At 62.5% G+C, this 12157-nt stretch carries 12 protein-coding genes; 6 read left to right on the plus strand and 6 right to left on the minus strand.

What is annotated here, in order from left to right:
* Positions 1 to 115 precede the first annotated feature (115 nt).
* On the minus strand, positions 116 to 1204 hold the full coding sequence (locus tag AC1DPR_RS01675; protein ID WP_477815656.1) for a citrate synthase/methylcitrate synthase: 1089 nt from the start codon (positions 1202 to 1204) through the stop codon (positions 116 to 118).
* Between the two features lie 87 nt (positions 1205 to 1291).
* Between AC1DPR_RS01675 and AC1DPR_RS01680 the strand changes: the two genes are divergently transcribed.
* From AC1DPR_RS01680 to AC1DPR_RS01705, 6 genes are all read left to right on the plus strand, one after another.
* Complete coding sequence (locus AC1DPR_RS01680) at positions 1292 to 2437, plus strand: citrate/2-methylcitrate synthase (RefSeq protein ID WP_477815657.1); 1146 nt, start codon at positions 1292 to 1294, stop codon at positions 2435 to 2437.
* 108 nt (positions 2438 to 2545) lie between these two features.
* Positions 2546 to 3085 (plus strand): FecR domain-containing protein, encoded by a 540-nt coding sequence (locus tag AC1DPR_RS01685; protein ID WP_026371494.1) that lies wholly within the window; start codon positions 2546 to 2548, stop codon positions 3083 to 3085.
* A gap of 5 nt (positions 3086 to 3090) precedes the next feature.
* Complete coding sequence (locus tag AC1DPR_RS01690) at positions 3091 to 4950, plus strand: CHASE2 domain-containing protein (protein WP_026371495.1); 1860 nt, start codon at positions 3091 to 3093, stop codon at positions 4948 to 4950.
* A 97-nt stretch (positions 4951 to 5047) separates the two neighbouring features.
* Positions 5048 to 6922 carry a DEAD/DEAH box helicase gene (locus AC1DPR_RS01695; RefSeq protein ID WP_477815658.1) on the plus strand — a complete coding sequence of 625 codons (1875 nt, stop codon included), beginning with the start codon at positions 5048 to 5050 and terminating at the stop codon, positions 6920 to 6922.
* Positions 6923 to 6976: 54 nt separating this feature from the next.
* Positions 6977 to 7408, plus strand: a complete 432-nt coding sequence (locus AC1DPR_RS01700; RefSeq protein ID WP_062370917.1) for a GNAT family N-acetyltransferase — start codon at positions 6977 to 6979, stop codon at positions 7406 to 7408.
* A gap of 14 nt (positions 7409 to 7422) precedes the next feature.
* Positions 7423 to 8118: a class I SAM-dependent methyltransferase gene (locus AC1DPR_RS01705; RefSeq protein WP_018854996.1), complete on the plus strand. Its 696-nt coding sequence runs from the start codon at positions 7423 to 7425 to the stop codon at positions 8116 to 8118.
* Positions 8119 to 8131: 13 nt separating this feature from the next.
* On the opposite strand, the gene AC1DPR_RS01710 is transcribed toward AC1DPR_RS01705, so the two are convergent.
* Genes AC1DPR_RS01710 through trpD form a run of 5 tightly spaced genes read right to left on the minus strand, consistent with a single transcriptional unit; the run spans position 8132 to position 12156 of the window.
* On the minus strand, positions 8132 to 8548 hold the full coding sequence (locus AC1DPR_RS01710) for an ACT domain-containing protein (protein ID WP_018854997.1): 417 nt from the start codon (positions 8546 to 8548) through the stop codon (positions 8132 to 8134).
* A 50-nt stretch (positions 8549 to 8598) separates the two neighbouring features.
* Entirely contained in the window at positions 8599 to 9822 is a 1224-nt protein-coding gene (locus tag AC1DPR_RS01715; protein ID WP_192241901.1) for a molybdopterin molybdotransferase MoeA, read from the minus strand.
* Complete coding sequence (gene moaC, locus AC1DPR_RS01720; protein WP_018854999.1) at positions 9819 to 10316, minus strand: cyclic pyranopterin monophosphate synthase MoaC; 498 nt, start codon at positions 10314 to 10316, stop codon at positions 9819 to 9821. The genes AC1DPR_RS01715 and moaC overlap by 4 nt, the downstream gene beginning before the upstream one ends.
* 1 nt (position 10317) lies before the next feature.
* Positions 10318 to 11130 (minus strand): indole-3-glycerol phosphate synthase TrpC, encoded by an 813-nt coding sequence (trpC, locus tag AC1DPR_RS01725; protein WP_113470420.1) that lies wholly within the window; start codon positions 11128 to 11130, stop codon positions 10318 to 10320.
* A 9-nt stretch (positions 11131 to 11139) separates the two neighbouring features.
* Positions 11140 to 12156 (minus strand): anthranilate phosphoribosyltransferase, encoded by a 1017-nt coding sequence (trpD, locus tag AC1DPR_RS01730; RefSeq protein WP_018855001.1) that lies wholly within the window; start codon positions 12154 to 12156, stop codon positions 11140 to 11142.
* Between the last annotated feature and the right edge of the window lies 1 nt (position 12157).

Here is a 12157-nt window from a genome sequence, read left to right on the forward strand (position 1 = left end):
AGAGACACTTAGCAATTTGCGGCCTATCTCAGCGGTTAGAGGCTTCCCCGCACCGAGACCCACTATAAACGATATGCCGGCGGCTGGGACCGCCGGTTCTTCTTATTGTCGATGCTCACGCCGCCTGCGGCACCGGCCCGACATAGATCGACCGAGGACGGATCAATCTGCCTTCCAGCGCCTGCTCGCGCGCATGCGCGATCCACCCCACGGTCCGGCCGATCGCGAATACGCCGGTGAATGATTCGCGCGGAAAGCCCAGTGCATCGAGCAATAAGGCGGTGTAGAACTCGACGTTGACGTCCAGCGGCCGGTCTGGCTTGCGCTCCCTCAGGACAGCAAGCGCCGCACGTTCGACGGCTTCCGAGAGCTCCACGCGCTGGCGATCGACCTGCCCAGCCAAGACGAGCGGTCGCAGCGCCTTCTTCAATGCATCGGCGCGCGGATCACGCACCCGGTAAATGCGGTGACCGAAGCCCATCAGGCGTTCGCCGCGATCCAATGCTCGACCGAGCCACCCGCGCGCATTCTCGCTGACTCCGATCTCATCGAACATATCGAGCACAGGCCCCGGCGCGCCGCCATGCAAAGGTCCTTTAAGCGCACTTATCGCCGCGAGCACTGATGAAGTGAGGCCGGCCCGCGTCGAGGCGATGACGCGCGAAGCGAAGGTCGAGGCGTTCAAGCCATGGTCGGAAATGGTCACAAGATAGGCGTCGAGAGCAGCCTTCTGCTCCGCACTCGGCATCCTGCCTGTGAGCATGCGCAGGATGTCGGCTGCCTGGGGTAGCGAAGCGTCCGGGGCCACGGGTTCGTTGCCGGCCTGCAGACGGAGTATCGCCGGCAGGAAAACTGCGGGCGCTGCCAGCAATCGAAGCGCCGCTTCGAAGTCCTCGCCATCTGGCAGGCGAGCGATGAGAACGCGCATCGCGTCCACTGGCGGCAAGGCCAGCAGGTCCGATTGGAGGGCCGCCACATGGGCAAATATGCGCACCCGCATTTCACCCAACCAATCGCCGAGTTCTGCAGGACCAAAATGCCGTTCCGTCAGGCCGTCGAGCAACAGCGCGGCAACACTTTCATAGGTTGCTGTCGATACGAGATGATCGAGCGACACGCCACGGATGATCAGGCGGCCCGCTTCGCCGTCGACATCGGAGAGCTGCGTTTCCGCTGCGATAACATCTTCCAAACCGTTTTTCATGGTGTTTTCTCCTTTACGTGCAACAGGATCAAGCTTAGATTGATTGACGTCAATCTTGATGCAATTGATCAATGTAAAGAGGACGAAATGTCTTGGCTGACAGCCGAGCAGGCGCTCGAAAAACTCGGAACCAAGCCACAAACGCTGTACGCCAATGTGAGTCGCGGCCGTATCCGGGCCAAAGCAGATGCCAGCGATCCACGGCGAAGTCTTTACAATGCCGCCGACGTCATGCGGCTTGCCGAACGTCACGCTGGCCGGCGAAAGACCGAGACAGTTGCGGCAGACGCTATCCAATGGGGCGATCCCGTGTTGCCATCTGCCATTTCCACCATCCTGGAGGGCCGACTCTACTATCGCGGCCGTGATGCGGCGACTTGGGCGGAACATGCGACGCTCGAGGAGACCGCGGCACTTCTGTGGAAGTCCGGACCGATTGCAGCCGCAACAGGCGAGGCTTCTGAAACGACACCGTCGTTAGAGCGGGCATTTGTTTTGCTCGCACAGCGCGTGACCCACGACTTACCGACTCTCGGAAGGGCGCCCAAGGTACTGCAAGCCGAAGCAAACAGCATTCTTTCGACCGTGGCCAGTGCCCTTGCTCCAGATGCCGCGGCTTCCCCATTGCATCTGCGCCTCGCCACCAGCTGGTCCAGGCCAGAAGCCGCCGATTGCATCAGGCGCGCACTTGCGCTCCTTGCCGATCACGAACTCAACGCGTCGACCTTTGCCTCGCGAGTGGCTGCTTCTTCAGGCGCAACGCTATCGGCCGCGGTCCTGTCGGGCCTATCGACCTTGAGCGGACCGCTCCACGGTGGCGCCTGGCAGGGCGTCGCCTCGTTGATCGCAGAGGTCGAAGCGCTCGATGCCAGTCAAGCAATACGGCAGGCGTTGACACAGGGAAGATCGCTGCCGGCGTTCGGCCATCCTCTGTATCCGGATGGAGACATCAGGGCAAAGGCGCTGATGGCTCAGTTCGCCTTGCCACCGAGCTACGCCGAACTGGCGACCGCGGGACAAGAGATCATCGGGGAAGGCGTCAACATCGATTTCGCGCTGACAGCCATGAGCGCCGCCTTCGATCTTCCCGATAATGCGCCCCTCGTGATTTTCGCGCTCGCGCGAACCGTCGGGTGGCTCGCTCATGCCATGGAGCAGATCGAGAGCGGCCACCTTATTCGCCCGAGGGCGCGCTATACTGGACCGGCAATCGAAAGACCGCTTAAGACATAGACAATGTCGGATAGGCGTTGACGTTTTGACATGCGTGCTGCAGCTATCAGCGTATGATGCCGTCGCACGCCCGGGCTGTCCGGCCATGCATTCAGGTAGGGGACGAATATGCTTGTGAACTCCAGAATGCTCCTGGCGCTGGCCGCGTGGGCAAGCGCTGCCTGTCTATTCAGCTCAGATCCGGCACTTGCGCAAGCGAACGGATGCACGATGGCGCGCGTGGCGGGAACGGCGCGACAGATCATGCGGTGCGCGGATGGCGTGACGATCACCGCCGAGGCTGGGGCTCGCTTCAACGTCGTCGACCGCAATCACGACGGGCGACCGGACACGGTCTCGTTGCGCAACAAGGCCGTGCTCGTCGATGTCGACCGGGCGCGGCACCCGGACGGATTCGAGGTCGTCACACCACAGGCAATTGCCGCCGTCCGCGGCACACGTTGGGCTGTCGATGTCAAGAACAGCACGACCTCTGTCTTAGTCGTACGCGGACGCGTAGCGGTCGGCCGTCCTTCGGCAGGAGCAGCAGCACGCGTCGTGCTGAATGTAGGCGAGGGTGTTGATGTCGCGCCAGGAAGCGCGCCACTCGCCGTCCGCCGATGGCCGCCGGCCCGCAGTGCGGCCCTGCTCGCGCGGCTCGGCCAATAACGCCGATGCAGGGCAGACGGCTCCTGGTCACGATTGCACTGCTGCTCTCCGCGCTCTGGGGCGGCCTCCTCGGCTATATGCATCTTTCGGGAAGCATGAGTTTCCTCGACCGCCTCGAAGCTTCCCTTACTGACGTGCGAAGCACGGTAATCGGCGCAAAGGAGCCTCCGCCGATTACCAGCATTGTTGCGATTGACGACCAGACTGCCGTCGACAACGGCTATCCTCTCAATCGGGCAACACTTGCCCGCGTGGTTGCCGCCGTCGGCGCCTTGAAACCGAAGGTCATCGCACTTGATCTTTTGCTGGTTGATCCCGGACCAGAAGAGGGAGATGCGGCGCTTGCCTTGGCTCTCCATCAGAGCCCCAGCGTGATCGCCGCCGCCGGCGTCTTCCCGAAAGACACACAGGCGGTCGATCGTGACGCCAATGATCCGCTGGCAGCGATACCGGCAGCCAGCCAGATGCTGTTGCCTCTAAGTCGCTTTTCCGACGTTGCTGCCATTGGCGTCGTCAACGTCGCCACCGACGAGTCGGGCACACCGCGTTTCATTCCGCTGATCTCGCGTGGCGGCGCACGAGTCGATGCCTCATTTCCGTTGCGGGTGGCGTCACTTGCACTGGGTATCAATCCGGCATTCTCGCCTGGCGGACTTGCACTCGGCGACCGGCATCTGCCGACCGACGACGGGCAGCGCCTGCCGATCACCTTCTATGGTCCACGCGGCGCCATTCCAACTTTCAGCGCGGCGGATGTGCTGGCCGGCAAACTCCCCGCCAAGGCAATAGAGGACAAGATCGTCGTGATCGGCTCCACGGTGACGGGCGGTGGCGACGTCTTCCCAACCCCATTCGATCCGGTATTGCCGGGCGTCGAGGTGATGGCGACGGCAGCGACGCATCTGATTGCCGGCGACGGCATCATCAGGGACCGCAATGTGCGCCTGCTCGATTCGCTGATCGCGGTGGGTCTGCCGGTGCTATTGATCAGCCTGCTTGCGTGGCGACGCAGCGCCATCGGCTACGCTATCATTGCGTCGGCGGCGCTTGCATGGGCCGCCCTGAACGTTGTCGCCTTCGCGCACGGCTATTGGTTCAGTGCGGCCTTGCCAATCGCAGCGGCGCTGCCACCCGTGCTGCTTTTCGGCGCCGCCGAGATCTGGATGGATCGTCGCCAGGCCGCACACTTTGCGGCGCAAAGCGATCTCCTGCAGCGCATCGAGGCCCCGGGCCTGGGAGAGTGGCTCGCCCGCGATCCCAACTTTCTCGCAAAGCCGGTCCGGCAAGACGCCGCAGTCGTCTTCATCGACCTCTCCGGCTTCACGGGCTTGAGCGAAGCAATCGGCGCGACGAATGTCCGCGAAGTTCTCAGCGACTTTTTTGAACTGGTCGACGAAGAGGCGCGCTCGCACGGCGGCGCGGTCACCAGCTTCATGGGCGATGGAGCGATGATTCTTTTCGGCTTGCCGCAACCGGCCGATGACGATGCCGCGCGAGCCGCCGCTTGCGCCGTTCGCCTGTGCGGGCGAATGCGTCCCTGGCTTGCAATACATCCCGCGCTGAGCGGCCGAAAGACTGGTTTCAAGGTTGGAGCTCATTGCGGTCCGGTCGTTGCCTCGCGCCTAGGAACCGGCAGCCGCCAGCAGATTACCGCAACCGGTGACACCGTGAATGTCGCCAGCCGCCTGATGGAGGTCGCGGCAGAGCGTGGTGTCGAACTGGCGTTGAGCGCCGCACTGATGAAGGCGGCAGGCGCCGATAGCGCGCCGCTTCGCGCCGGCCGGCTCGAGGGCCCTGCAAAAGCACGCATTCGTGGCAGAAGCGAAGGCATCGACGTGTGGCTATGGCAGGGACATCCGCTTTGACATTTGCCGCCTGACCAAGTAGGAACGGCCAACTTCTCCACCGGCAATTGCCGGCCAGGGCGCAACATGCGCGTGAGACTTCCGAAAGATAGACAACATGACAGATTTTAACGGCGTCGTTCCGGCGATCGCCAAGGCGTTGGTGAAGCGCGGTTACACCGAGCTGACGCCGGTTCAAAAGTCCATGCTCGACCCGGCGCTCGCCGCGTCGGACGCCCTCGTTTCGGCCCAGACCGGCTCCGGCAAGACCGTAGCCTTCGGCCTCGCGCTGGCGCCGACGCTGCTCGAGGACGCGGAACGCTTTGGCCCTGCAGCCGAACCGTTGGCTCTTGTGATCGCACCGACCCGCGAACTCGCGCTGCAGGTCAAGCGCGAACTCGAATGGCTTTATGAAGCGACGGGCGCGCTGATTGTCAGCTGCGTCGGCGGCATGGACATCCGCAGCGAGCGCCGTGCGCTGGAGCGTGGCTCCCATATCGTTGTCGGCACTCCCGGTCGCCTCTGCGATCATATCAGGCGCAATGCGCTCGACATTTCCGGCCTCAAGGCTGTTGTACTTGATGAAGCCGATGAAATGCTCGATCTCGGCTTCCGCGAAGATCTGGAGTTCATTCTGGATTCCTCCCCCGATGACCGTCGCACGCTGATGTTCTCGGCGACGGTTCCGGCAGCCATCGCGAAACTCGCGAAGAGCTATCAGAAGAACGCTGTCCGGATCGCAACGGCCACCGAGGAAAAGCAGCACGGCGACATCGAATACCGGGCTCTTGTCGTGTCGCCGAGCGACCGCGAGAACGCGATCATCAATGTCCTGCGCTACTACGAAGCGACCAACGCCATCGTATTCTGTTCGACGCGCGCGGCGGTGAACCATCTGACGGCCCGCTTTCACAATCGCAACTTCAACGTCGTCGCCTTGTCGGGCGAGCTGACGCAGAACGAGCGCAGCCATGCGCTGCAGGCAATGCGGGATGGACGCGCCCGGGTCTGCATCGCAACGGATGTCGCCGCCCGCGGTATCGACCTGCCGGGTCTTGACCTTGTTATTCATGCCGACCTGCCGACCAATCCCGAAACCCTGCTTCATCGCAGCGGCCGCACCGGTCGCGCCGGCCGCAAGGGCGTCAGCGCGCTGATCGTGCCGCTGAACCTCCGCCGCAAGGCAGAGCGTCTTCTCGACAACGCCGGCATCTCGGCCGCCTGGGCTCGTCCACCGTCAGCGGAGGAGGTCACAGCACGTGACGAAGTCCGTCTGCTTGCCGACCCCATCTTTGATGAAGCCTCGAGCGAGGAAGCCCAGGACCTGGTCAAGCGGCTTCTCGATACGCATGGCGCCGAAAAGCTCGCTGCTGCCTTCGTCAACCTCTATCGTTCGAACCAGTCCGCGCCGGAGGATCTCATCGAGGTCTCGGTCCAGGACAGCCGTGGCGGCAAGCGCCGCGAGCATGCCGAGAGTTTACGGGAGCCTTATCAGAAAGGTCCGCGCGACGACTTCGGCGCGAGCATCTGGTTTTCGATTTCGGTCGGTCGCAAGCAGAATGCAGAGCCGCGATGGTTGATCCCGATGCTTTGTCGGAACGGCAATCTGACCAAGCGCGAGATCGGCGCGATCAAGATGCAGCCCGAGGAAACCTACGTCGAGATTTCCGCGGCCAGCGCCGACAGCTTCCTGCAGTCGATCGGTCCAAACAAGACGATGGAGCGCGGCATCCGCGTGACGCCGCTGAACGGCACGCCTGATTTCAGCAAACCTGCCGCCGCAAAACCCTATGCCGGCAAGAAGGCCTTTGGCGAGCGTCGTGAATTCACGGATGAGCGCCCCAAAGGCAATTTCCGCAAGGAAGCCCGCGGCGAGGGCGGGAGCGACGAGCGACGCGACTCGAAGCCTTGGGGCAAGAAGCCGGGCAAGCCGAAGTTCGAGGGCAAGGGGGGCAGCGGCCCTAAGCCCAAGTTCTCGAAAAAGAAGGCATAATGATCCCACCGGCGGCGCAGCCTTGCGTCGCCGCTTGAACCCGCGGAGAGGACAATGGCAGATACCATCGTTTTAACGGTTCCTGTTTTCAGTACCCTTTGCAATGAGGCGTTCAAGCTCCGGCGCGCGGTCTTTGTAGCCGAACAGAATGTACCCGCCGATGAAGAATTCGATGCGCTTGATCTTACTGCGCATCATGTCGTCGCGGTTGCAGGCGGTGAGGTCTGCGGGACGCTCCGGATCATCCATGCGAACGAGCATGTGAAGATAGGCCGCGTCGCCGTCGGCAAGGCATGGCGCGGACATGGTGTCGCAAGCGCGATGTTGACCTATGCGATGAACGAGCACCGATCTGCCCGTGAGAACCGGTTTTATCTGACGGCACAAAGCGATAAAATAGCACTCTACGAACGCTTCGGATTTGCCGCCTTCGGCGACGAATTCCCTGATGGCGGCATACCGCATCTGGCGATGAAGAATTATTGATCCGGCCGAGCGGAATGAGCGGACACCGCCATCCTGAGGCTGAACCAAATCGCGATGCTTTCTTTCCGCGGGATGTCCGCGCCTTTATCGTCGAAAACCTTCACCTGAAACCCGCACCCGGCCTGCAGGAGATAGTTCTCTACACGGCTCATCCCGGCAGTGGGCTGTCGCGCCTCAGAACCAGCGACGCGGAGGATGCGCCGCCGTACTGGGCCTACAACTGGGCTGGTGGAACCCTGCTCGCTCGGCATATTCTGAATTATCCGGACATCGTTAGTGGCCGCCGCGTCCTCGATCTCGGCGCAGGGTCCGGCATCGTCGGGATCGTGGCCCGAAAATGCGGAGCATCCCTCGTGATCGCAGCCGAGATCGACACGAACGCTATCGCGGCGATCGGCCTCAACGCGGCAGCGAACGGCGTCGCGATCGAAGTGACGAGCGCTGACGTGCTTGCCGGCCCACCGCCGGATGTCGATGTCATCCTCGCTGGGGACGTCTTCTACAATCCCCAGCTTGCCGGGAGGGTTTTGCCGTTCCTTGCGGCCAGTCGCAAGGCAGGCGTCGATGTGCTCATCGGAGATCCACGCAGGCAGTCGCTGCCACTCGCAGCCCTAAACCTAGTCGCTGAATACGCTGTCCCCGATTTCGGCGACGGTTCGACCGGGCAGGGGGCGATCGGCGGGGTGTTCACTCTGGCGGACGCCCGCTGATCAAAGACGGCGTTTAGGCCGACGACGTTTCTTGTAGTTTAAGCAAGATCTCGAGCGCCAAATCCGCCATGGCGACTGGAACGAAGACATGATCGTGATGGTAGGCCGCTACCATGTTGCACGGGATTGAGCGGGCTGCCAACGCAGAAGCAACCGCGGCCGTCAGGCCGACACCTTCCAGCGACGAAAAGACTTCAAGAACGATACGCCGCATCGGCGCATCGCAATTAAAGCCGAGTTCCGCGGCTCGGCCTCTCGAGAGGATCAGGGAGGTCCCTTCGTGCTCGCGAAACCATGCAAGAGCATCGGGAACAGCAAGCTGTGCCACATCCTCGTCTGAGGTCACGCAGAATACGAACTCGCCATCCATGAGCGCAGGCGTCATGCGCGAAAGCATGGCCTGTGTGTCTTTGACAGCCTCCTTCGTCATCTCAATCCTGCTTTCTGTTCCCAGGAAACAATCAGGGCAGGCTCGACGACTCAGCCCAGAAGATCAGGCCTCAGCATTATCACCGGGCAGGGACTTCCGGCGGGCAGTTCCGGTGCATGCGGTGGACGAACGATCAAGCAGTCGGACTCGGCGAAGATCTTCATCATGGACGAGTCCTGCTTGGTGAACGGCTTTGTCGCCAGCGCGCCGGATGACGATCGCGACAGCGTGGCTCGGACGTAGTCCTGCCGCTGGTCGTTGGCACGAAGCGTCGCAGCCGCTTCTACGGTCGCCTCGCGTCTGACTGGTGGCAGCGAGGCCAGTTTCCGGATCAACGGTTCAAGGAACAGGATCCCGCAGACTAGGCTCGACACCGGATTACCAGGCAGGCCAATGACATGGGTTTCGCCGAGGCTGCCGACCATCAAGGGTTTGCCCGGGCGCATGGCAATCCGCCAGAAATCGAGCTTCATGCCCGATGCGAGCAGCGTTGCCTGCACCAGATCATGGTCGCCCACCGACGCTCCGCCGAGCGTCACGATGACATCGACCTCGGCCCGCCTTGCGCGCTCGACCGCCGCCGAAATCGCGGCTTTGTCGTCGGGGACGATTCCGAGGTCAAGAACCTCGGCTCCCGCCTTGCGGGCCATGGCAGCGATGCCAAAGGTGCTAGACGCAATGATCTGCGCGGGAGCGGGCGAGCTTCCAGGTGGCAACAATTCGTCGCCGGTCGCAAGCAACGCAACCACCGGCTTGCGCCGGACCTCAAGGGTCGCGTGGTTCATTCCGGCCGCCACGGTCAGGCGAGAGAAGTCCAATACAGTGCCGGCCTTCAGCACCGCTTCGCCTTCGAGAAAGTCCTGGCCGCGAGGCCGGACGTGCTGGCCGGGACGAACTGCAAAGGTCGTGCGGATGCCACCCTCGATTTTTTCCGCATCCTCCTGCAGCAAGACGCTATCCGCACCGGACGGAACCGGGGCGCCGGTGAATATACGGACGGTCTCGCCCTTGCCGACAACGCCCTCAAACCCGTGCCCGGCGGACGACATTCCTATGAGCTTCAACTGACTGCCGGGCTGAGGGGCGTCGTCACCGCGCAAGGCGTACCCATCCATCGCTGACGCGTCGAAAGGCGGCTGGGTCAACCGGGCTGCAACATCGGTCGCGAGCACACGACCGTCGGCCTCCGGCAAGGGGACTGTTTCAAGGGTCTCGATTGGCTCAGCACGCGACAGCAGGCGATCCTGCGCCTCAGCAACCGGCAGCAAGCTCATTTGCCGTACTCCGGATGACGAAAGTCTCCAGACTTGCCGCCAGATTTTTCGAGTAGCCGGATGCCTCCGATTTCCATGGCCTTATCGGCGGCCTTGGCCATGTCGTAGATCGTCAGGCAGGCGACGGAAACGGCTGTCAGGGCTTCCATTTCGACGCCCGTCTTGCCCGTCAGCTTTGCCGTTGCGGTGACGCGCAAGCCAGGGAGATCGGCATCCTCCGTGATGTCGACCGAGACTTTCGTCAACATCAGGGGGTGGCAGAGCGGGATGAGGTTGCTCGTCTGCTTGGCCGCCATGATGCCGGCAAGGCGCGCCGTGCCGATCACGTCGCCCTTTTTCGCGTTGCCCGCGCGAATGAGATCGAGCGTTGCCGTCGCCATCCGCACGTGCCCCTCGGCGGTCGCGATCCTTGTGGTTTCGGCCTTATCGCCGACATCGACCATATGCGCCTCGCCGGAGGCATCAATGTGGGTGAGACCGGATTGGCCGCTCATATCACTCGGCCGCCTGAGCGGCTTCGGCGAATAGGAGCGCGCGCGTCGCCGCCGTAACATCTTCTTTGCGCATCAGGCTCTCGCCAACCAGGAACGTGTTGATGCCTACCGCCTGTAGGCGCTTGCAATCCGCGTTCGTGAATATGCCGCTTTCGCCAACCAACAGGCGATCCTCTGGAACCATCGGCGCCAGCTTTTCGCTGACTTCGAGGCTGACTTCGAATGTCCGCAGATTGCGATTGTTGATGCCAACGAGCGGGGAGGAGAGCTTCAGCGCACGCTCCATTTCCTCGGCATCGTGAACTTCCACCAGTACATCCATGCCGAGGCCGAAGGCCTCATCCTCGAGACGGTTTGCATCGTCATCGGAAAGCGACGCCATGATCAGGAGAATGCAATCGGCACCCCAGGCGCGGGCTTCTTGCACCTGATAGGTCTCGAACATGAAGTCCTTGCGCAGCGCCGGCAGCGAACAGGCGGCACGTGCCGCCATCAGAAATTCCGGCGCGCCCTGGAAACTTGGCGTGTCCGTCAACACCGAAAGACATGCCGCGCCTCCGAGTTCATAGGCCTTGGCCAGCGACGGCGGGTCGAAGTCGGGTCTGATCAGTCCTTTGGAAGGACTGGCCTTCTTGATCTCGGCGATCAGGCCGTACTGGCCGGCCTCACGTTTTGCAACGAGCGAGCGGTGGAAGCCGCGCGGCGCCGATTGATCCGCCTGCATCGCCTTCAGGTCGGCCAGCGACACTTTCGTCTTTGCGGCGGCGATCTCTTCCCGCTTGTATAGTTCGATTTTCTTCAGGATGTCGGTCATGGCTCTATCCTAGTCGATGTCGTTCGACACGGCGACGAGTTTATCGAGGGCTGCCGCCGTCGCACCGCTATCCAGCGATTGCGCAGCAAGCCGCATGCCATCCTTCAGCATCTCAGCCTTGCCGGAGATCACCAGCGAGGCCGCTGCGTTGGCGAGCGCGATATCGCGGTACGCGTTCTTTGCGCCGCTCAGGACGTCGCGCAGCGCCGCCGCATTCACCACGCCGTCGCCACCCTTGATGGCTTCCAGCCGGCAAGGTTCTACGCCGAAATCCGCGGGCGACAGTTCGAAGGTGCGGATCTTGCCGCCCTCGAGTGCCGCGACGCTCGTCTGTCCCGTCGTGGTGATTTCGTCGAGGCCGTTGCCGTGGACAACCCACACGCTTTCCGAGCCGAGATCGCGCATGACCTCGGCAATCGGAACGACCCACTGCGGCGCGTAAACGCCAAGCAACTGGCGGCGGACACCGGCCGGATTGGAGAGAGGGCCAAGCAGATTGAAGATGGTGCGCGTGCCAAGTTCGACACGCGTGGGTCCAACGTGACGCATCGCAGAGTGATGCTGCTGGGCAAACATGAAGCCCACGCCAGCTTCGCGAATGCAGCGCGAGATCACCTCGGGCGTTACATCCAGCTTGACGCCGAGGGCAGCGAGGCTGTCGGCGGCGCCCGATTTCGAGCTCAGTGCCCGATTGCCATGCTTTGCAACAGGGACACCCGCACCGGCCACGATAAGGGCAGCCAGCGTCGAGATATTGTAGGTCCCGCTTGCGTCACCGCCGGTCCCGACGATGTCGATTGCATCCGCCGGGGCATCGACGGTCAGCATCTTGGAGCGCATCGTCGTCACAGCGCCGACAATCTCGTCGACCGTCTCACCGCGGACGCGCAATGCCATCAGGAAGCCCCCGATCTGCGAAGGGGTTGCCTGACCGGACATCAGTATGTCGAAGGCCTCGCGGGCCTCCTCACGTGTCAGAGGCTCGCGGCTTGCAGCCTTCGCCAAAAGCGGCTTCAGATCGGTCATG

The sequence above is a fragment of the Rhizobium sp. 01T417 genome, from assembly GCF_056398905.1.

Coding starts and splice junctions, on each gene's coding strand:
- AC1DPR_RS01675 (WP_477815656.1), bottom strand. CDS start 1,204: ATGAAAAACGGTTTGGAAGATGTTATCGCAGCGGAAACGCAGCTCTCC.
- AC1DPR_RS01680 (WP_477815657.1), top strand. CDS start 1,292: ATGTCTTGGCTGACAGCCGAGCAGGCGCTCGAAAAACTCGGAACCAAG.
- AC1DPR_RS01685 (WP_026371494.1), top strand. CDS start 2,546: ATGCTTGTGAACTCCAGAATGCTCCTGGCGCTGGCCGCGTGGGCAAGC.
- AC1DPR_RS01690 (WP_026371495.1), top strand. CDS start 3,091: ATGCAGGGCAGACGGCTCCTGGTCACGATTGCACTGCTGCTCTCCGCG.
- AC1DPR_RS01695 (WP_477815658.1), top strand. CDS start 5,048: ATGACAGATTTTAACGGCGTCGTTCCGGCGATCGCCAAGGCGTTGGTG.
- AC1DPR_RS01700 (WP_062370917.1), top strand. CDS start 6,977: ATGGCAGATACCATCGTTTTAACGGTTCCTGTTTTCAGTACCCTTTGC.
- AC1DPR_RS01705 (WP_018854996.1), top strand. CDS start 7,423: ATGAGCGGACACCGCCATCCTGAGGCTGAACCAAATCGCGATGCTTTC.
- AC1DPR_RS01710 (WP_018854997.1), bottom strand. CDS start 8,548: ATGACGAAGGAGGCTGTCAAAGACACACAGGCCATGCTTTCGCGCATG.
- AC1DPR_RS01715 (WP_192241901.1), bottom strand. CDS start 9,822: ATGAGCTTGCTGCCGGTTGCTGAGGCGCAGGATCGCCTGCTGTCGCGT.
- moaC (WP_018854999.1), bottom strand. CDS start 10,316: ATGAGCGGCCAATCCGGTCTCACCCACATTGATGCCTCCGGCGAGGCG.
- trpC (WP_113470420.1), bottom strand. CDS start 11,130: ATGACCGACATCCTGAAGAAAATCGAACTATACAAGCGGGAAGAGATC.
- trpD (WP_018855001.1), bottom strand. CDS start 12,156: ATGACCGATCTGAAGCCGCTTTTGGCGAAGGCTGCAAGCCGCGAGCCT.